Annotated in this window: 20 protein-coding genes, 5 tRNA genes and 2 rRNA genes; 14 read left to right on the forward strand and 13 right to left on the reverse strand. The window is 67.9% G+C overall.

Annotated elements, in window-relative coordinates; genetic code table 11:
• From B043_RS0105155 to B043_RS0105165, 3 genes are all read left to right on the forward strand, one after another.
• Nucleotides 1-99, forward strand: a 23S ribosomal RNA gene (locus B043_RS0105155); the annotation flags it as partial.
• Nucleotides 100-186: 87 nt separating this feature from the next.
• A 5S ribosomal RNA gene (rrf, locus tag B043_RS0105160) occupies nt 187-303 on the forward strand.
• A gap of 11 nt (nt 304-314) precedes the next feature.
• Nucleotides 315-390, forward strand: a tRNA-Gly gene (locus B043_RS0105165).
• A gap of 31 nt (nt 391-421) precedes the next feature.
• On the opposite strand, the gene B043_RS0105170 is transcribed toward B043_RS0105165, so the two are convergent.
• Genes B043_RS0105170 through pgeF form a run of 7 tightly spaced genes read right to left on the reverse strand, consistent with a single transcriptional unit; the run spans nt 422 to nt 8,506 of the window.
• Nucleotides 422-1,051 carry a histidine phosphatase family protein gene (locus tag B043_RS0105170; RefSeq protein ID WP_018461198.1) on the reverse strand — a complete coding sequence of 210 codons (630 nt, stop codon included), beginning with the start codon at nt 1,049-1,051 and terminating at the stop codon, nt 422-424.
• A complete protein-coding gene (gene purM, locus B043_RS0105175; protein ID WP_018461199.1) occupies nt 1,048-2,049 on the reverse strand; it encodes a phosphoribosylformylglycinamidine cyclo-ligase in 1,002 nt (333 codons plus the stop codon). The genes B043_RS0105170 and purM overlap by 4 nt, the downstream gene beginning before the upstream one ends.
• A 4-nt stretch (nt 2,050-2,053) precedes the next feature.
• Entirely contained in the window at nt 2,054-3,484 is a 1,431-nt protein-coding gene (gene gatB / locus B043_RS0105180; protein ID WP_018461200.1) for an Asp-tRNA(Asn)/Glu-tRNA(Gln) amidotransferase subunit GatB, read from the reverse strand.
• A gap of 17 nt (nt 3,485-3,501) precedes the next feature.
• The gene (locus tag B043_RS0105185) at nt 3,502-4,593 is read right to left on the reverse strand and encodes a type IV pilus twitching motility protein PilT (protein WP_018461201.1); all 1,092 of its coding nucleotides are present in this window, start codon (nt 4,591-4,593) and stop codon (nt 3,502-3,504) included.
• Nucleotides 4,594-4,604: 11 nt separating this feature from the next.
• A complete protein-coding gene (pilB, locus tag B043_RS0105190; RefSeq protein ID WP_018461202.1) occupies nt 4,605-7,271 on the reverse strand; it encodes a type IV pilus assembly ATPase PilB in 2,667 nt (888 codons plus the stop codon).
• Entirely contained in the window at nt 7,268-7,753 is a 486-nt protein-coding gene (locus B043_RS0105195; RefSeq protein WP_018461203.1) for a YqeG family HAD IIIA-type phosphatase, read from the reverse strand. Before B043_RS0105195 ends, pilB begins: the two co-directional genes overlap by 4 nt.
• A 24-nt stretch (nt 7,754-7,777) precedes the next feature.
• On the reverse strand, nt 7,778-8,506 hold the full coding sequence (gene pgeF, locus B043_RS0105200) for a peptidoglycan editing factor PgeF (protein WP_016330150.1): 729 nt from the start codon (nt 8,504-8,506) through the stop codon (nt 7,778-7,780).
• A gap of 70 nt (nt 8,507-8,576) precedes the next feature.
• Between pgeF and B043_RS0105205 the strand changes: the two genes are divergently transcribed.
• On the forward strand, nt 8,577-8,981 hold the full coding sequence (locus tag B043_RS0105205) for a DUF4395 domain-containing protein (RefSeq protein ID WP_018461204.1): 405 nt from the start codon (nt 8,577-8,579) through the stop codon (nt 8,979-8,981).
• On the opposite strand, the gene ribH is transcribed toward B043_RS0105205, so the two are convergent.
• Nucleotides 8,965-9,441, reverse strand: coding sequence for a 6,7-dimethyl-8-ribityllumazine synthase (gene ribH / locus B043_RS0105210; RefSeq protein ID WP_026234137.1), 477 nt, complete (start codon nt 9,439-9,441; stop codon nt 8,965-8,967). The genes B043_RS0105205 and ribH overlap by 17 nt on opposite strands.
• A gap of 21 nt (nt 9,442-9,462) precedes the next feature.
• Between ribH and crcB the strand changes: the two genes are divergently transcribed.
• From crcB to B043_RS0105230, 4 genes are read left to right on the forward strand one after another with little or no spacing between them, the layout of a single operon-like run.
• Nucleotides 9,463-9,840, forward strand: a complete 378-nt coding sequence (crcB, locus tag B043_RS0105215; RefSeq protein ID WP_018461206.1) for a fluoride efflux transporter CrcB — start codon at nt 9,463-9,465, stop codon at nt 9,838-9,840.
• 4 nt (nt 9,841-9,844) lie between these two features.
• Nucleotides 9,845-10,174, forward strand: a complete 330-nt coding sequence (locus B043_RS0105220) for a DUF190 domain-containing protein (protein WP_016330146.1) — start codon at nt 9,845-9,847, stop codon at nt 10,172-10,174.
• A 44-nt stretch (nt 10,175-10,218) separates the two neighbouring features.
• Nucleotides 10,219-10,824 carry a sulfite oxidase-like oxidoreductase gene (locus B043_RS0105225; RefSeq protein WP_016330145.1) on the forward strand — a complete coding sequence of 202 codons (606 nt, stop codon included), beginning with the start codon at nt 10,219-10,221 and terminating at the stop codon, nt 10,822-10,824.
• Between the two features lie 24 nt (nt 10,825-10,848).
• Nucleotides 10,849-11,106 (forward strand): hypothetical protein, encoded by a 258-nt coding sequence (locus B043_RS0105230; RefSeq protein ID WP_018461207.1) that lies wholly within the window; start codon nt 10,849-10,851, stop codon nt 11,104-11,106.
• Here the strand turns inward: B043_RS0105230 and B043_RS0105235 are convergent.
• From B043_RS0105235 to B043_RS0105250, 4 genes are read right to left on the reverse strand one after another with little or no spacing between them, the layout of a single operon-like run.
• Nucleotides 11,082-11,885 carry a histidinol-phosphatase HisJ family protein gene (locus B043_RS0105235; protein ID WP_018461208.1) on the reverse strand — a complete coding sequence of 268 codons (804 nt, stop codon included), beginning with the start codon at nt 11,883-11,885 and terminating at the stop codon, nt 11,082-11,084. The genes B043_RS0105230 and B043_RS0105235 overlap by 25 nt on opposite strands.
• Nucleotides 11,875-12,468: a hypothetical protein gene (locus tag B043_RS0105240; RefSeq protein ID WP_018461209.1), complete on the reverse strand. Its 594-nt coding sequence runs from the start codon at nt 12,466-12,468 to the stop codon at nt 11,875-11,877. Before B043_RS0105240 ends, B043_RS0105235 begins: the two co-directional genes overlap by 11 nt.
• A complete protein-coding gene (locus B043_RS0105245; protein WP_018461210.1) occupies nt 12,450-13,001 on the reverse strand; it encodes a DNA-3-methyladenine glycosylase family protein in 552 nt (183 codons plus the stop codon). Before B043_RS0105245 ends, B043_RS0105240 begins: the two co-directional genes overlap by 19 nt.
• Entirely contained in the window at nt 12,994-13,584 is a 591-nt protein-coding gene (locus tag B043_RS0105250) for a nicotinamidase (protein WP_018461211.1), read from the reverse strand. The genes B043_RS0105245 and B043_RS0105250 overlap by 8 nt, the downstream gene beginning before the upstream one ends.
• Nucleotides 13,585-13,638: 54 nt before the next feature.
• Between B043_RS0105250 and metF the strand changes: the two genes are divergently transcribed.
• Complete coding sequence (gene metF, locus B043_RS0105255; protein WP_018461212.1) at nt 13,639-14,556, forward strand: methylenetetrahydrofolate reductase [NAD(P)H]; 918 nt, start codon at nt 13,639-13,641, stop codon at nt 14,554-14,556.
• Here the strand turns inward: metF and B043_RS0105260 are convergent.
• Nucleotides 14,504-15,796 carry an MBL fold metallo-hydrolase gene (locus B043_RS0105260; RefSeq protein ID WP_016330138.1) on the reverse strand — a complete coding sequence of 431 codons (1,293 nt, stop codon included), beginning with the start codon at nt 15,794-15,796 and terminating at the stop codon, nt 14,504-14,506. The genes metF and B043_RS0105260 overlap by 53 nt on opposite strands.
• Before the next feature lie 70 nt (nt 15,797-15,866).
• Between B043_RS0105260 and B043_RS0105265 the strand changes: the two genes are divergently transcribed.
• The 5 genes from B043_RS0105265 to B043_RS0105290 form a co-directional block, all read left to right on the forward strand.
• A tRNA-Thr gene (locus tag B043_RS0105265) sits at nt 15,867-15,942 on the forward strand.
• 11 nt (nt 15,943-15,953) lie between these two features.
• Nucleotides 15,954-16,039, forward strand: a tRNA-Tyr gene (locus tag B043_RS0105270).
• Between the two features lie 25 nt (nt 16,040-16,064).
• A tRNA-Gly gene (locus tag B043_RS0105275) sits at nt 16,065-16,140 on the forward strand.
• 3 nt (nt 16,141-16,143) lie between these two features.
• Nucleotides 16,144-16,219: transfer RNA gene (locus B043_RS0105280), tRNA-Thr, on the forward strand.
• 63 nt (nt 16,220-16,282) lie between these two features.
• The coding region (locus B043_RS0105290; RefSeq protein WP_018461120.1) for an elongation factor Tu at nt 16,283-17,053 on the forward strand (771 nt) is incomplete at its 3' end.

Below are 17,053 nucleotides of genomic sequence, written 5' to 3' on the forward strand. Positions count from 1 at the left end.
CGGTAAGGACCCGGGAAGACGACCCGGTGGATGGGCCGGAGGTGTAAGCGCCGTGAGGCGTTGAGCTGACCGGTTCCAATGGTCCGAGGTCTTGACCCTTAATTGCAGGGATGCCACCCCAGTTTTCGGGATCTTCCGCCCCCTTTTTGGGTGGTGCGNGGATTTTGAGAGGGAGAAAGGAGAATCCCCCGTGCCCATAGCGGCGTGGAACCACCCGTTCCCATTCCGAACACGGAAGTGAAACGCGCCAGCGCCGATGGTACTGGGACCGCGAGGTCCTGGGAGAGTAGGTCGGTGCGGGGGATTTTGATTTTGCGGGAGTAGCTCAGTTGGTAGAGCACGACCTTGCCAAGGTCGGGGTCGCGGGTTCAAGTCCCGTCTCCCGCTCCACACACCCCCCGGGAACACCCCGGGGGGTTTTTCATTGCAGGCTCTCGTCGGAAAGCCAGTCGGCCCAGGTCTCCAGGTGGGCGGCGTCCCCCACGGTGATCACCTCCCCTTCGGGGTGGAGGAGGCGGGTGATGGAGGTGTTTTGGATGTGAAACCGCCGCCAGGTTTCCCCAGGGAGGTCCAGGGCCAGCTTCAAGGCGGCCCGGATCACCCCCCCGTGGGTGACCAGGAGGTGCCGCCCTGGGGGGAGGTCTTCCACGAAGGTTAGGAAGCGCTCCGCCAACTCGGCCATGCTCTCCCCTCCGGGGCGGCGGGTGCCCCAGGGGTCGGCGGAGGCCTCGCGGAAGAAGCCGGGGAACTGGGCCTCCGCTTCCTTCCGGGTAAGGCCCGCCAGCGCCCCCACGTGGATCTCCCGGAGGAGGGGGCTGGTCGTTAGGGGGAGGTTCAGGACCTGGGCCAAGGGTTCCGCGGTCTCCCGGGCCCGGCGGAGGTCGGAGGCGTAGAGGCCGTCAAAGCTGAGCCGGCTTCGGGCCAGGCGCTCCGCCAGCCGGAAGGCCTGGCCGATGCCCCGAGGGGAAAGGGGCACGTCCAGGTGGCCCTGAAAGCGCTTTTGCACGTTCCAGTCCGTCTCCCCGTGCCGGATTAGCCAGAGCTCTTTCATAAAAGATGCACGCCCTGCCCCCGCACCACCCGGCCCACCCGGTGGGCGTTCACCAGCGTGAGGGCCCGCTCGGCCTCCCCTTCGGGCAGGATGAGGAGGAGGCCGAGGCCCATGTTGAAGACCCGGTACATCTCCTCCTCGGGGATGTCCCCCAGCCTTTGGAGGTAGGGGAAGATGGGGGGAACGGGCCAGGAGCCCTTTTGGATCTCCGCCCCCAGGCCCTCGGGGAGGGCCCGGGGTAGGTTCTCGTACACCCCGCCCCCGGTGATGTGGGCGATGGCGTGGAGTTCCACCCCCTGGGCCTTAAGGGTTCTAAACTCCTCCAGGTAGGCCCGGTGGGGCCGGAGGAGGGCTTCTTTCAGGCTTTCCCCCAGTTCGGGAAGGGGGGCCTCGAGGTCCAGCCCCTCCACCAGCCGGCGGATGAGGCTGTACCCGTTGGTGTGGGGGCCCGAGGAGGGGAGGGCCAGGATGGCGTCCCCTTCCCGCACCCGTTCGGGGCCCAGGACCTCCTTTTGCTCCGCCACCCCCACCAGGGTGCCCACCACGTCCCAGGCCCCTTCCCGGTAGACCCCGGGCATCTCCGCGGTCTCCCCCCCCAGAAGGGGAATGCCCTGGGCCCGGCAGGCCTCGGCCAGGGAGCGGAGGAGGCCCGCGAGGACCTCGGGGTCTAGGCGGCTTGCCGCCAGGTAGTCCAGGAAGAAAAGGGGTTCGGCCCCCTGGCAGAGGAGGTCGTTCACGGAGTGGTTCACCAGGTCAAAGCCCAGGCCGGAAACGTCCCCCACCTTTAGGGCAAGGAGGGTCTTGGTCCCCACCCCGTCGGTGGTGGCCACCAGAACCGGGTGCTCCATCCCCTTGAGCCTCGTGGCGTCCCAGAGCCCTCCGAAGGCCCCTAGGCCCCGGAGGACCTCCGGGGTATAGGTGGCTTCCAGGGCCTCCCGGGCCCCTTTTAGGGCCTTGGCCTTGGCCTCCAGGTGGACCCCTGTGTCCTCGTACCGCACGGCCCTATCCTACCCCAAGGGCCTCCTTTAGGAGGCGGCGCACCACCTCGGGCTGGGCCTGGCCCCGGGTTTTGCGCATCACGTAGCCCAAAAGGGCGTCCATGGCCTTGAGCTTGCCCTCCTGCACGCTCCTTGCCGCTTCGGGGAGGGCGCTTAGGGCCTCCTCTACCAGCCCCTTTAGGGCCTCCTCGTCCGCCACCACCCCAAGCCCCCGGGCCCGCACCAGGGCCTCGGGGTCGGCCCCTTCCAGGACCTCGGGGAGGAGGGCCTTGGCCACCCGGCTGGTGATCTCCCCCCGCTCAAAGAGGGCCAGGAGCCGGCTCAGGTTTTCCGGGGTGAGGCGGGTTTCCTCCAGGGTGAGGCCCCGTTCGTTCAAAAGCCCCGCCACGTCCGCCAGGAGCCAGTTGGCCAGGGTCGTGGGGGAGACGAGCCCCAGGGCCAGGGCCCGGTCCAGGAAGCGGGAAAAGGCGGGGGCGTAGGCCAGGGCCTCCGCGTCCTGGGCTTTTAGGCCCAGGGCCAGGTAGCGGGCCTCCTTGGCCCAGGGGAGCTCGGGCATGCGGGCTTTCACCGCAAGGAGCCGCTCCTCCCGGATGGGCACCGGGGGCAGGTCGGGCTCGGGGAAGTAGCGGTAGTCCGCCTCCTCCTCCTTGGTGCGCATGGGGTAGGTCTTGCCGCTGCCCTCCTCAAAGCCCATGGTGGCCTGCTTCACCCGCTCCCCCCGCCTCAGGATCTCCGTCTGGCGGCGGATCTCGTACTCCAGGGCCCTCTGGACGCTCTTGAAGGAGTTCAGGTTCTTGATCTCCACCTTGGTGCCCAAAGCCTCCCCAGAGCGGCGCAGGGAGACGTTCACGTCGGCCCGCATCTTGCCCTCCTCGGGGCTGGCCTCGGAAACCCCCAGGGTCTGGGCCAGGGCCTGGATCCTCTGGAGGAAAAGCCGGGCCTCCTCGGGGCTTTTGAGGTCGGGTTCGGTGACGAGCTCAATGAGGGGGCTTCCCGCCCGGTTGAGGTCCAGAAGGGTGCGGTCCTCCAGGTGGAGGCTTTTCCCCGCGTCCTCCTCCAGGTGGAGCCGTTTGATGCGCACCCTCCTTCCCCCCAGGGGAAGCGCCCCCCCCTGGCCCAGGGGCAGGGTGTACTGGCTGATCTGGTAGTTCTTGGGAAGGTCGGGGTAGAAGTAGTTCTTGCGGTGGAAGAGGAGCCGGTCGGGGATCTGGGCCCCCAGGGCCAGGGCCAGCATGAGGCCCAGGTCCAGGGCCTCCTCGTTCACCACCGGTAAGGCGCCCGGCAGGCCCAGGCAGACCGGGCAGACCTGGCTGTTGGGCGGGGCCCCGAAGGGGTCGGCGGGGCAGCCGCAGAAGATCTTGGTCCGGGTCTTGAGCTGGAGGTGCACCTCGAGGCCGATGACCGCCTCAAAGGGGCCGGTGGCCTGACCCAACATGGGCCCAGTTTACCGGATCACTTGGGCCGACCCTCCTTTTCCCCTGCTCCCGCCAGGCGCATGAACTCCTTGGGGTCCACGGCCCGGGCCAGGCCCATCTCGTAGGTGATGAGCTTGCGCTTGTAGAGGTCCGCCAGGCAGGCGTCCATGGTGACCATCCCGTACTGCCCCCCGGTCTGGATCACGCTCCTTAGCTGGTGGCTCTTCCCCTCGCGGATGAGGGCCCGCACCGCGGGGGTGGCGATCATGAGCTCGTAGGCCAGGACCCTGCCCCCGCCGAAGGCCTTGGGCAGGAGCTGCTGGGTGAGGACGGCCACCAGGTTGTTGGAAAGCTGCACCCGCACCTGCTCCTGTTGGTTCTCGGGGAAGACGTCGATGATGCGGTCGATGGTCTCGGGGGCGGAGTTGGTGTGCAGGGTGCCCATGACCAGGTGGCCGGTCTCCGCGGCGGTGATGGCCGCGGCGATGGTCTCGTAGTCCCGCATCTCCCCCACCAGGATCACGTCCGGGGCCTGGCGGAGGACGCTTCTTAGGGCCTTGTGGAAGCCGTGGGTGTCCGAACCGATCTCCCGCTGGTTGATGATAGCCCTCTTGTGGCGGTGGAAGAACTCGATGGGGTCCTCGATGGTCACGATGTGCACGGGCTTGCGCTCGTTGATGTAGTCGATCATGGAGGCCAGGGTGGTGCTCTTCCCGCTTCCCGTAGGCCCCGTGACCAGGACCAGGCCCCGGGGGCTCAGGGCGATCTCGGCGATGTTTTTGGGCAGGCCCAGCTCCTCAAAGCTCTTGATCTGGGCGGGCACCACCCGCAAGACCCCGCCCACGCTCCCCCGCTGGAGGAAGACGTTGACCCGGTAGCGCCCCTTGCCGGGGAGGCTGAAGGAGAAGTCCAGCTCCTTTTCCTCCTCAAAGACCCGCTGTTGCTTCTCGTCCATGAGGGCGTACATGAGGCGGCGGGTCTCCTGGGGGGTGAGGGGCTCGTACTCCGTGGGGTGGAACTCCCCGTCCACCTTGATCATGGGCGGAAGGCCCACGGTGATGACCAGGTCGCTGGCGCCCCGCTCCACGGCCAGGGAAAGCAGATCTACGATGTCCGGCGCTTTCGGCATAGCGCACCCCTTTACTCAATGGTACGGGCCAGGACCTCCTCGAGGGTGGTGATCCCCTGGAGGGCCTTGTAGATCCCGTCTTCCCGCAGGGTCTTCATGCCCTTCCTGCGGGCGATCTCCTTGATCTCCGTGGCCGACTTCCCCGCCACGATGGCGTGGCGGATCTCGTCGTCCACCACCAAAAGCTCGTGGATGGCGTAGCGGCCCTTGTACCCCGTGCCCCCGCACCGCTCGCACCCCAGGCCCTTGTAGAGCTTGGCCCCCCGGATCTCCTCTTCGCTAAGCCCCAGGCGCCTTAGGACCTCGGGGTCGGGCTTCACCTCCTGCTTGCACCCCTCGCAGATCTTCCGCACCAGCCTCTGGGAGAGCACCCCGATGAGGGCCGCGGAGATGTTGAAGAGCTCCACCCCCATCTCGTCCAGGCGGGTGATGGCCTGGGCGGCATCGTTGGTGTGCAGGGTGGCGATGACCAGGTGGCCGGTGAGGGCGGCCTCGGTGGCGATCTTGGCCGTTTCCGAGTCCCGGATCTCCCCCACCATGATGATGTCCGGGTCCTGCCGGAGGAAGGCCCTAAGCGCGCGGGCGAAGGTGAGCCCGGCCTGCGGGTTCACCTGGGTCTGGTTGATGCCCGGGATCTCGTACTCCACTGGGTCCTCGATGGTCTGGGTGTTCTTATCGGGGGTGGCGATGCGCTTCAGGATGGAGAAGGTGGTGAAGCTCTTCCCTGACCCTGTGGGCCCGGTGATGAGGAAGATGCCGTAGGGTTTTTCGATGACTTCCTTAAAGCGCTGGAAGACCTCAGGGGCGAACCCAAGCCCCTCAATCTCGGGGATGTCCGAGGCCTTTTTCAAAAGGCGCATGACGGCCTTCTCCCCGTACACCGTGGGCAGGGTGGAGAGGCGGAGGTCCAGGTCCACCCCCCCTTCCCGGTAGCGCACGCGGCCGTCCTGGGGGAGACGCCTCTCCGCAATGTCCAGACCCCCCAGGATCTTGATCACGCTGATTACCGGCCCCAAGGCCCCTTTGGGCAGGGTGGTGTACTGGCGCAGGGTGCCGTCAACCCGGAGGCGCACCAGGACGTCGCCCTGGCGGGGTTCGATGTGGATGTCCGAGGCGTCTTGGAGGTAGGCCTCCCGGATCACCTGCTTGACGAAGCGCTGGGCGGCGCTCTCGTCCAGGTCCAGGCTGGGGGCCTCCTCCTCCTTGAAGCCCCGGGAGAGCTCCTTGGCGATCTCCCCCAGCTCCGCCTTGCCGTAGAAGCGCTCGATGAGCTTGGTGATGGCCGCCTCCGGGGCCACCGCGGGGGCCAGGGTGTAGTTCAGCCCCTTGCGCTTGAAGTACTGCTTGAGGTCGTCCAGAACGATGATGTTCCGGGGTTCCCGCATGAGGAGGACCAGGGTGTTCCCCTCCAGGTGGTGGGGGAAGACCCCGTAGCGCCGGGCCAGGTCCTCGGGGAGGAGGAGGGCCACCCCGGGGTCGGGGGGGCTTTCCTCGGGGTTGATGTAGGGGTAGCCCAGCTGGGCGGCCATGGCCTGGGCCAGGGCCTCGGGCTTGAGCTTGCCGGACTGGATCAGGGTGTCCTCTAGGCGCCCCCCACCCTGGCGCTGCTTCTTCAGGGCCTCCTCCACGTCCTCGGGGCGGACGAGGCCCAGCTCCACCAGGATCTCCCCCAGGGGCTTGGCCTTGGGGAGGGTTTCCTGCACCGCCAGGGCCTCCTTCAGGGCCTCCCGGGAGAGCTTCCCCTCCTGGACCAACACCTCCCCGAGCCGCCCCTTCTCCGGGTAGACCCGGTGGAAGAGCTCTTCCCAGGCCCTGGGCAGGGTGAGGTAGAAATGGGCCGGCTTGCCCAAAAGCTCCTCCACCTGGGCCTTGTGCCGGGGGTCGGAGAGGACCACCTCCACCTTCCCGTCCTTGAGGCCCACGGGCACCGCGCTGTAGCGGAGGGCATCCGAGCGGAGGAGGAGGCGGGTGGCCTCGAGGGCGGGGGTGAGCCCTGCGGTGTCCTCCAGGAACTCCAGGCCGTTCTGCTCCGCCAGGACCCGGTAAAGGGCCTTCTCGTCCAGCCCCTTTCGCACCAGGATCCGCCCCAAAAGGTCCCCCGTCTTTTCCTGCTCCACCAGGGCCTCCTCCAGGGTGTCCCGGCTTATGAGGCCCTTCTCTACCAGAAGCTCCCCCAGGCGCATCTCCGCCCCGCTGGGCCCGGAAGGGGGTGGGGGCACGGGGAGGCCCAGCTCGGGGTAGGCCTTGGCCAGGGTGTAGAGGAAGGCGCTCTTGGTGGTCTGGTAGGGTTCCACCACCAGCCCGGTGAGGTCCTCCACCTCTTCCAGGGCGAGGGTGTCCAGGGGGTTCACGAAGGCCACCCGCACCACCCCCGCCTCCTCGTCCAGGGCGAAGGGGATGGCCTGGAGCTCCTTGGCCTTCTCCGCGGGGAGAAGGGCCCGCACCTTGGGGGGGATCTCCAGGGTGTGGAGCTCCACCAGGGGGATGCCGAAGTGGTCCTCTATGGCCTGGGCGATGCGGCGCTCGGAGAGGAGGCCCATGTCCACCAGGACCTCGGCCAAGGACCCCCCCACCTCCCGGTGCCGCTCTAAGGCCATCTGGAGCTCCTCGTCCGTGAGGAGGCCCGCGTCCAAAAGGATGGCCCCAAGCCGCTTGTCGCCGATGGTCAGGACGCTCATGATCCCATGCCCTCCCAGGGTCTTCTAAACGGAGTTTCCAATAGCCGTATGAAACGCGTGTAAAAGAACTCCTGTTCCCTCAGGGGGGGGACCAGGACCGTGTAGGCCCCAAGGAGGTTCCCCCCCAGGATGTCCGTGAAGATCTGGTCCCCCACCACGGCCACCTCCCGTGGGGGGAGCCCCAGGGTCTTTAGGGCCTTCCGGAAGCCTGCCCAGGGCTTTAGGGCCGGGGCGTGGCCGGGCAGGCCGAGCTTTTCTTGGATGCGGGCGAAGCGCTCGGGCAGGGCGTTGGAAAGGAGGTAGACCGGCACCGCCTCCCTCAAGCCCTTAAGCCAGGCCAGGTGGGCCTCGGGCACCTCCTCCTCCCCGTAGGGGAGCAGGGTGTTGTCTAGGTCCAGGATGACCCCCTTAAGCCCCCGCTCCCAAAGCCACGCCGGGGTGAGGTGGAGGAGGGAGGGGAGGGTGGCCTTGGGCCAGAGCATGCCCCCATTGTGCCACGCGCCCCCTTAAAGGGGGCTTAAAAGGACCAGCCCCCACATCCGCCCCGTCTTCCCCCGGTCCCGGCGGTGGGAGAAGAGGGTGGGCTCGCAGTGGGTGCAAAGCCCCACCCGGTAGACCTGCCCCTTTGGGATGCCCGCTTGCCGGGCCTGGAGGAGGAGGGCGGCCTCGAGGTCCAGGAGGTACTTCCCGGGGGCGCTTGGGTCCTCGCGGAAGGTGGGAAGCCCCGCGCCCTCAAAGCGCTCCGCCACCTCCGGCCCCACCTGGTAGCACCCGCCCCCGATGCCGGGGCCGAGGGCGAGGTGGCTTTCCTTGGGGTCCAGCCCCGCCTCCTCCAGGAGGGCGAGGGCCTTGGGGAGGATCCCCCCCACCACCCCCCGCCAGCCCGCGTGGAGGGCCCCCACGGCCCCCTTGGGGTGCCAGAGGAGGACGGGGTAGCAGTCCGCCACCCCCACCCGGAGGAGGAGGCCCCTTTCCCGGGTGAGGAGGCCATCCCCCTCCCACACCCCGGGGCCTTCCGCCCAGTGGACCGCCGTGCCGTGCACCTGCTTGAGGGCCGCCACCTTGGGGTTCCCGAAGGCCTGGAGGACCCGGCGCTGGTTCTCGGCCACCTTTAGGGGATCGTCCCCGGTGGCGGGGGAGAGGTTGAGACTCCAGAAGGGGCCTTCCGAAACCCCCCCGAGCCGGGTGGTGAAGCCGTGGGGGGTGGGGAGGGGGGTGGTGAGGAGGGGGACCATGCCCCCATTCTGCCAGGGGAGTGTGCCCAAATACCCCTTATTTCCACAGGCTTAGGTGTATGCTGGGGCCATGCGGACGGACCGGAACCAGCTCCGCTTCAACCAGGCCCTTTTGGTCATCCTCCTGCCCCTGGCGGCCCTTCTGGACTGGCCTTGGCTCGTCTACCTCCTCTTCCTCCTGATGGCCAGCCAGCATACCCCTTGGGATCTCCTGGTGGCCCTAAAGCGCCTCTTCCGGATTCCCCCAAGCCCCGTGGAGGAGGACCCCAGGCCCCACCGTTTTGCCCGTACCTTGGGGGGGCTCTTTTTGGGCCTGGCCTCCTTGGCCCTCCTCTTGGGCCTTGAGGGGCTCGGCTACGGCCTGGCCCTTCTCGTGGCCCTCCTGGCCTTCGTCAACCTGGCCTTCGGCTTCTGCCTGGGCTGCTTCCTCTACCTCCACCTGCGCTACGCCCGGGCCCTCATAACCGGGCGATAGCCTCCAGGAGCTTCACCATCTCGATGGCGGTGAAGACCGCCTCCGCCCCCTTGTTCCCCGCCTTGCCCCCGGCGCGCTCCTGGGCTTCCTCCGGGGTGTTGGTGGTGAGGACCCCGAAGACGATGGGCTTTTCCGTCTGGAGCATGGCCTGCATGAGCCCCCCCGCGGCCTGGGTGGCCACGTACTCGAAGTGGGGGGTTTCCCCCCGGATCACCGCCCCTAGGGCCACCACCGCGTCCACGTCGGGGCGCTGGGCCAGGCGCTTGGCCACCAGGGGAAGCTCAAAGGAGCCCGGCACCCAGACCACCAGGACCTCCTTGGGGTCCCCCCCGAGCCGGGCGTAGGCCTCCAGGGCCCCTTCCAGGAGGAGCTTGGTCACCCGTTCGTTGAAGCGGCCCACGGCCACCGCCAGCCGCACGCCCCGGGCCGTGAGGATGGGGGATAGGGTCTTGCCCTGCACAAGGACCACTATACTCCGGCCATGGAGCGCTACCTCCTGGTGGCCCTGGGGGGGGCTTTGGGCTCGGCCCTGCGCTACGGGCTTGGGGCCTGGGTGCAAGGGGTTTTGGGGCCCGCCTTCCCCTACAGCACCCTCCTCGTGAACCTGTTGGGGAGCTTTTTCATCGGCCTGGTCCTCCGGCTTTCCCTGGAAGGGGTCCTTTCCGGGGAGGGGCGGCTCTTCCTGGCGGTGGGGGTCTTGGGGGGGTTTACCACCTTCTCCACCTTCAGCTACGAGCTCCTGACCCTGGCCCAGGGGGGGGAGTGGGCCAAGGCCTTCCTCTATGCGGGCCTGAGCCTCCTCCTGGGCTTCCTCCTGGTCTTCCTGGGCTACCGGCTGGGCGGGGCGCTGGTAGGCTAGGGGTATGGGGCTCAAAGGGGAGGCCAAGCTTCTCCGGATCTTCATCGGGGAGTCGGACCGCCACGGGGGGCGGCCCCTGTACGAGGCCATCGTCCTCGAGGCCCGCCGGATGGGCCTCGCCGGGGCCACGGTCTTCAAGGGGTTCATGGGCTACGGGGCCCACTCCAAGATCCACACCGCCAAGATCCTTCAGCTCTCCGAGGACCTGCCGGTGATGATCGAGATCGTGGACGAGGAGGCCAAGATCCAGGCCTTTTTGCCCGTGCTGGAGGGGATGATGAAGGAGGGCCTGGTCACCTTGGAGAAGGTGGAGGTCATCCGCTACCAGGGGTGAGCTGGGCCCCACTTTCCCGGGAGGCCTCCCGCTAGGCTTGGGGTATGGAGAAGCGGGTCCCCCCTGGCCAGATCCTCACGGAGCGCTTTCCCATCCTCACCTACGGGGAGGAGCCCGAGGTTTCCCCGGAGGCCTGGGCCTTTGAGATCCGGGGCCTGGTGGAAAACCCCCTTCGCCTCACCTACCAGGACCTCCTGAAGGAGCCCCAGGTGGACCTCACCCGGGACTTCCACTGCGTGACCCGCTGGAGCCGCCTGGACGTGGCCTGGCGGGGGGTGCGGGTGAGGGACCTATTGGAAAGGGCCCGGCCCAGGCCCGAGGCGGTGGCCGCCTTAGTCCATTCCTACGGGGGCTACACCACCAACCTCCTCCTGGAAGACCTCCTGCGGGAGGACGTCCTCCTGGCCCACACCCTCTTCGGCAAGCCCCTGCCCCGGGAGCGGGGGGGGCCGGTGCGGCTTCTGGTGCCCCACCTCTACGCCTGGAAAAGCGCCAAATGGGTGCGGGCCATCGAGCTTCTGGACCACCTGGAGCTGGGCTTCTGGGAGCGGTACGGCTACCACTGGCGGGGGGATCCCTGGCGGGAGGAGCGCTTCCAGGAGGGGCCGGTGCCCGGGCATCTCCTGCGGTTTAGGAGCAGAAAACCTTAGTACAATGTTATAAAGGAGGTGCCTATGGAGGCCTTGAAGCGGGTGGAAGAGGCCCTAAAGGCCTACCGGGAGTGCGTGGAACGGGAGGCCAGCGAGTACGGGCCCGAGTACGAGCGGGTGACCTTCATGGAGTGGGAGGCCCCGGCCCCAGACCCCTGCGCGGAGGCCTTCCAGGGCCTTGTGGACGCGGTGCGGGCCTACGAGGCCCAGGGGGGTAGCCGGGAAGACCTGGACCTGGGGGGCTACCGGGCGCGGGTCTACCGGGCGCTCTCCAAGGGGTAGGCCACGGGCTTCCCTTCCCGGAAGTAGTGGGCTTCCCGGTAGCCGGCCTGGAGGAGGAGGCGCTGGGCCTCGAGGAAGGCGTGGCCCACCTCCAGGGGGTCGTGGGCGTCCGAGCCCAGGACCACCCCGATGCCCAGCTCCCGGGCCCTCCCGAGGAGGGCCGGGGCGGGGTAGACCTCCCCCACGGGCTTCCTCAGGCCCGCGGTGTTCACGTCCAGGAAAAGCCCGGCCTCGGCCATGGCCTTGAGGGCGGGTTCCGCCAGCTCCAAAAGGGCCTCCTCGGGTAGGCGGTGGCCGAACTTCTTGGGCAGGTCCAGGTGGCCGATGGCGTGGAAGAGGCCGCTTTTTGCCGCCCGGGCCACCTCCTGGAAGTAGGCCCGGTAGATCTCCTTAAGGTCCCGCCAGCCGTACTCCTCCTGGTGGTCGGGGTGGTCCAGGGGCCAGGCCCCCAGGTAGTGCACGCTCCCGATGACGTAGTCAAAGGGGTAGCTCCCCAGGACGTGGCGCACGAAGGCCTCTGTCCCGGGGTGGAAGTCCGCCTCGAGGCCGATGCCCACGTAGAGGTCCGGGTTCCGCTCCCGCACCCGTTCCAGGGCCAGGAGGTAGAAGGGAAGCTCCGCAAGGCCCATGCGGCTTCCCGGGTCGTACCAGGAGGGCATGGGGCTGTGGTCGGTAAAGACCAGCCCTTCTAGCCCCTTTTTCCGGGCCTGGAAGAGGTACTCCTCCGGCGCACCCTCCGCGTGGCCGCAGAGGGGGGTGTGGACGTGGCTATCCACCATGCTCCCACTCTACCCGCACCAGCAGGCCCCGGTGGGCGAAGGCCACCACCTTTTCCCCCAGGGCCTGGAGGAGCTCCAGGGAAAGGAAGGGGTCTTCCTCCACCTCCCCCGCTTCCTGGACCAGATAAGGGGTAAAGGGGGGAAGGAGCTCAGGGTACCGGTCCAACACGGCCTCCACCTGAAAAGCCTCCGCCCAGAGGCGCTTCAGGGTGAAGAGGGCCTCCTGAGGGGTGGCGGCCAAAAGCCCCTCCCTACCCAGGGCCCGCACCACGAAAGGCCCCCGCCCCTTAAGGGCTTCCAGAAAGGCCTCCGCCCGCTCGGGCAGGAGGTAGCTTTCCCGGATGGCCCTCTTGGCCTCCTCCGCCGCCCAGAGGAGCCGTTCCTCGTCCACCCGCACCCCAAAGACCCCCGAAAAAAGCCGCGCGATCCGCTCGGGAAGGTTGTTCAGCCGGTAGAACTCCTCCTCCAGGGCCACCGCCCAGGTGGGGGCCAGGGGGAAGCCTAGGGCCTTGGCCCGTTGCAGAAGGGCCAGCTCCCCTAGGCTGGGGGCCCTTTCCAGGGGGGTTATTCCAGGGTCCGCCATAGGTACCAGGCCAGATGGCTGCGGTAGGGCCGGAAGGCCTCCCCCAAGGCCCTTAGGTCCCGGCCCTGCTCCCCAAAGAGGCGAAGCGCGGCCCGCGAGAGGCCCAGGTCGCCCACGGGCCAGACGTCGGGCCGTCTCAGGCCGAACATGAGGAACATCTCCGCGGTCCAGGGCCCCACCCCCCGGACCTGGAGGAGCCGGGCCTTCACCCCCTCGTCGTCCAAAGCCTCGAGGCCCACGAGAAGCCCCTCCAGGGCCTTCTCGGACAGGTGGCGCAGGGCCTGGGCCTTGGCCTGGGAGAGCCCCGCCCCCCGCAGGGCCTGAAGGGGCAGGGCGAGGAGGGCCTCAGGGCTAGGCTCCACCCGGCCCCAGAGCCGTCCCAGGATGGTCTTTGCGGCTTTGGTGGAAAGCTGCTGGCTCACGATGCTTTCCACCAGCACCCTAAAGGGGTCCTCCCGGGGGGCGGGGTTGGGGGCGAAGGGCGCCGGGCCGAAGCGCCGGTGGAACGCGCGGAGGAGGGGGTGCTCAAACAAACCGTACCCCTTCCGCCCGGGTGATCTTCCCCTGGTAGAGGAAGGCCACCTGGCGCAGGGCGGCCTGGAGATCAAAGGGGGTGAGGGCGCTGGTGGCGTCCTCGGGGAGGACCACCTCGTACCAGCGCAGCGCCGCGGAGCCCGCGGTGTGCAGGACGCAGATGTTGGCCACGGTCCCCGTGACCACCACCCGCTTCACCCCCCAGAGGTGCAGGTAGTGGTCCAGGGGGGTGCCGTAGAAGGCGTCGTAGCGCACCTTTTGGATGATGAGGTCCCCCGGCGCCGGGCGGAGCTCCTCCAGGATCTCCGCCCCCCAGGTCCCGGCCACCGCGTGCCGGGGCCAGATCCTGAACTCGGGGTCGTCCTCCCGGTGCCAGTCCTGGGTGTAGACCACCCTGACCCCCTTGGCCCGGGCCTTCTCCAGGAGGTGGCGGATGGCGGGGACGCTTTTCGGGGCCTCGGGCACGAAGAGGGCCCCTTGAGGGTGGGCGAAGTCGTTTTGCATGTCCACCACGATGAGGGCGGTTTCCTGTGCGGGAAGCTCCAGGGCCTCCACCTTGGGGATTTCCGGCACTTCCACCATGCCCTCATTCTGCCACCCTTGACCGGGGGTGGGGGAGGGGCTACACTTTGGCGCATGAAAATACGGGACCTTCTCCGCCAGGGTCCCAGGCCCCTCTTTTCCTTTGAGTTCTTCCCCCCCAAGACGGAGGCGGGGGAGGAGGCCCTCTTCCGCACCATCGCCGAGCTCAAGGCCTTCCGCCCGGCCTTCGTCTCCATCACCTACGGGGCCATGGGGAGCACCCGCGCCCTAAGCGTGGCCTGGGCCCGGCGCCTTCTGGAGATGGGCCTCAACGCCTTAGCCCACCTCACCGTGGCCGGGCAGAGCCGGAAAGAGGTGGGGGAGGTGCTGGAAGGCTTGGTGGGGGCGGGGGTGGAGAACGTCCTGGCCCTCCGGGGGGACCCGCCCCAGGGGCAAAGGGTCTTCGTCCCCCACCCCGAGGGCTTCCGCTACGCCTCGGAGCTCGTGGCCTTCCTCCGGGCCCGCTACGGGGAGGCCCTTTCGGTGGGGGGGGCGGCCTACCCCGAGGGCCATCCGGAAAGCCCGAGCCTCGAGGCCGACCTCCGCCACTTCAAGGCCAAGGTGGAGGCGGGGCTGGACTTCGCCATCACCCAGCTCTTCTTCAACAACGCCCACTACTTTGGCTTTTTGGAAAGGGCCAGGCGCCTGGGCATCGGGATCCCCATCCTGCCCGGGATCATGCCCATCACCAACTACCAGCAGCTCCGCCGCTTCACCGAGGTCTGCGGGGCCAGCATCCCGGGGCCCCTCCTTTCCCAGCTGGAGCGCCACCAGGACGACCCCAAGGCCATCCTGGAGATCGGGGTGGAGCACGCCACCCGCCAGGTGGCCGAGCTCCTGGAGGCGGGGGTGGAGGGCGTGCACTTCTATACCCTGAACAAGAGCCCCGCCACCCGCATGGTCCTGGAGCGGCTGGGCTTTAGACCGGAACCTCCTCCCCAAAGGACGCCAGGCTCACCGCCTGCCCCCTAAGGGCGAGGCGCTGCCCCAGGGCCAAAAGCTTTTCCTCTTCCCCGTGGACCAGGACCACCCGCTTCTGGCCGGAAAGCCAGTCTAAAAGTTCGTCCTGGCCCGCGTGCCCCGAGAAGCCGCCCAGGGTGTGGACCTCCGCCCTTAAGGGCACGGACTCCCCCAGGAGGGTGACCCGCTCTGGGCGGGCGATGATCTCCGCCCCCAGGCCCCCCCGGGGCTGGTAGCCCACGAAGACCAGGGCGTTTTTGGGGTCCCTGAGGCCCTGCTTCAGGTGGTGGAGGATCCGCCCCCCGTGGAGCATGCCGCTTCCCGCCAGGACCACCATGGGCCCGGGGCTTCGGGTCAGGGCCTTGGAGGCCTCCACGCCCTCCACCACCTCCAGGCCCCGGGGCCGAAAGGGGTTCTTCCCCTTGAGGAAGTGGGCCTGGACCTCCTCGCTGAAGTAGGGGACCAGCCGGGGGTAGAGCTCCAGCACCCGGCCCGCCATGGGGGAGTCCAGGTAGATGGGGGCCTTGGGCAGGAGGTGGCCGTTTTGGTAAAGGAGGTAGAGGATCTCCTGGGCCCTTTCCACGGCGAAGGTGGGGATGAAGACCTTTCCCCCCCGGCCCAGGACCCGCCCCAGGATCTCCAGAAACTCCGCCACCGTGGCGGCGAAGGGGCGGTGGGGCCGGTCGCCGTAGGTGCCCTCCGAGACCACCAGATCGGCTTTGGGGGGGAAGGAGGGGTCGGGGAGGACGGTCTTTTCCCGGTTGCCCAGGTCCCCGCTGTAGACCAGGGTCCGCCCCTCCCCTTCGGCCACCACGAAGGCGCTTCCCGGAAGGTGCCCCGCCTGGCCGAAGGAGAGGCTGAGGTCCCCCATCCGGAGCCACTCCCCGTACTCCAGGGGCCTTAGGTGGGCGTAGAGGGCCTCGAGGTCCTTCTCCTCAAAGAAAGGCTCCTCCATCACCCTTAAGGCGTCCTCCAGGACGATGCGCATGAGGAGGAGGGTGCCCCGGGTGGCGTAGACCGGCCCCCGGTAGCCCTCCCGAAAGAGGCGGGGGAGCCGGCCCACGTGGTCCAGGTGGGCGTGGGTGAGGAGCACCGCGTCCAGGCTCCTCGGGTCAAAGCCCAGGGGCCCCCGGTTCCGCTCCTCCTTCTGCTGGAACATCCCGCAGTCCAGGAGGACCCGCCTCCCTTCCGCAAGGAGGAGGTGGCAGCTTCCCGTGACCTCCCGGGCGGCTCCAAAAGGTACGATGCGCACGCCCTTATCTTGACACTAAGGGGCCAGTGTGTTAGCCTATACCCTCGGACAGGGTCCCATCCCCGGTCCCGCCACCCTAGCTCAATCGGCAGAGCACCCGACTTGTAATCGGGGGGTTGGGGGTTCAACTCCCCTGGGTGGCTCCAAAAGGGCGCGTGGGCAGGTGCCCGAGCGGCCAAAGGGGACGGTCTGTAAAACCGTTGGCGCAAGCCTACGCTGGTTCGAATCCAGCCCTGCCCACCAAAAGGTGTGCCCGGCACACCGCCATGCGGGAGTAGCTCAGTTGGTAGAGCATCGGCTTCCCAAGCCGAGGGTCGCGGGTTCGAGTCCCGTCTCCCGCTCCACGAGCTCGCGTAGCTCAGCAGGTAGAGCACACCCTTGGTAAGGGTGAGGTCGCCGGTTCGAGCCCGGCCGCGAGCTCCATTTTTTTGACTGCCCTGGTGCCCCCAGGGCAGCTTTGGCGTGCAAGAAAGAAGGAGGACAGCGATGGCCAAGGGCGAGTTTATCCGCACGAAGCCTCACGTGAACGTGGGGACGATTGGGCACGTGGACCACGGGAAGACGACGTTGACGGCGGCGCTGACGTTTGTGGCGGCGGCGGAGAACCCGAACGTGGAGGTGAAGGACTACGGGGAGATTGACAAGGCCCCGGAGGAGCGTGCGCGGGGGATTACGATCAACACGGCGCACGTGGAGTACGAGACGGCGAAGCGGCACTATTCGCACGTGGACTGCCCGGGTCACGCGGACTACATCAAGAACATGATCACGGGTGCGGCGCAGATGGACGGGGCGATTTTGGTGGTGTCGGCGGCGGACGGTCCGATGCCGCAGACGCGGGAGCACATTCTGTTGGCCCGCCAGGTGGGGGTGCCGTACATCGTGGTGTTCATGAACAAGGTGGACATGGTGGACGACCCGGAGCTTTTGGACCTGGTGGAGATGGAGGTGCGGGACCTTCTGAACCAGTACGAGTTTCCTGGGGACGAGGTTCCGGTGATCCGTGGGAGTGCGCTTTTAGCGCTGGAGCAGATGCACAAGAACCCCCAGACGAAGCGTGGGGAGAACGAGTGGGTGGANCGGATTTGGGAGNTGTTGGACGCGATTGACGAGTACATTCCCACGCCGGTGCGGGACGTGGACAAGCCGTTCTTGATGCCGGTGGAGGACGTATTTACGATCACGGGTCGTGGGACGGTGGCCACGGGCCGGATTGAGCGGGGGAAGGTGAAGGTTGGGGACGAGGTGGAGATTGTG

This window comes from Thermus oshimai DSM 12092, from assembly GCF_000373145.1.
Taxonomy (GTDB): domain Bacteria; phylum Deinococcota; class Deinococci; order Deinococcales; family Thermaceae; genus Thermus; species Thermus oshimai.

What these genes read in the sequence shown, in the direction of transcription:
- B043_RS0105170 (WP_018461198.1), bottom strand. Translation starts at nt 1,051, where the DNA reads ATGAAAGAGCTCTGGCTAATCCGGCACGGGGAGACGGACTGGAACGTG.
- gatB (WP_018461200.1), bottom strand. Translation starts at nt 3,484, where the DNA reads ATGTTGGGTCAGGCCACCGGCCCCTTTGAGGCGGTCATCGGCCTCGAG.
- B043_RS0105185 (WP_018461201.1), bottom strand. Translation starts at nt 4,593, where the DNA reads ATGCCGAAAGCGCCGGACATCGTAGATCTGCTTTCCCTGGCCGTGGAG.
- pilB (WP_018461202.1), bottom strand. Translation starts at nt 7,271, where the DNA reads ATGAGCGTCCTGACCATCGGCGACAAGCGGCTTGGGGCCATCCTTTTG.
- B043_RS0105195 (WP_018461203.1), bottom strand. Translation starts at nt 7,753, where the DNA reads ATGCTCTGGCCCAAGGCCACCCTCCCCTCCCTCCTCCACCTCACCCCG.
- pgeF (WP_016330150.1), bottom strand. Translation starts at nt 8,506, where the DNA reads ATGGTCCCCCTCCTCACCACCCCCCTCCCCACCCCCCACGGCTTCACC.
- B043_RS0105205 (WP_018461204.1), top strand. Translation starts at nt 8,577, where the DNA reads ATGCGGACGGACCGGAACCAGCTCCGCTTCAACCAGGCCCTTTTGGTC.
- crcB (WP_018461206.1), top strand. Translation starts at nt 9,463, where the DNA reads ATGGAGCGCTACCTCCTGGTGGCCCTGGGGGGGGCTTTGGGCTCGGCC.
- B043_RS0105220 (WP_016330146.1), top strand. Translation starts at nt 9,845, where the DNA reads ATGGGGCTCAAAGGGGAGGCCAAGCTTCTCCGGATCTTCATCGGGGAG.
- B043_RS0105225 (WP_016330145.1), top strand. Translation starts at nt 10,219, where the DNA reads ATGGAGAAGCGGGTCCCCCCTGGCCAGATCCTCACGGAGCGCTTTCCC.
- B043_RS0105230 (WP_018461207.1), top strand. Translation starts at nt 10,849, where the DNA reads ATGGAGGCCTTGAAGCGGGTGGAAGAGGCCCTAAAGGCCTACCGGGAG.
- B043_RS0105235 (WP_018461208.1), bottom strand. Translation starts at nt 11,885, where the DNA reads ATGGTGGATAGCCACGTCCACACCCCCCTCTGCGGCCACGCGGAGGGT.
- B043_RS0105240 (WP_018461209.1), bottom strand. Translation starts at nt 12,468, where the DNA reads ATGGCGGACCCTGGAATAACCCCCCTGGAAAGGGCCCCCAGCCTAGGG.
- B043_RS0105250 (WP_018461211.1), bottom strand. Translation starts at nt 13,584, where the DNA reads ATGGTGGAAGTGCCGGAAATCCCCAAGGTGGAGGCCCTGGAGCTTCCC.
- metF (WP_018461212.1), top strand. Translation starts at nt 13,639, where the DNA reads ATGAAAATACGGGACCTTCTCCGCCAGGGTCCCAGGCCCCTCTTTTCC.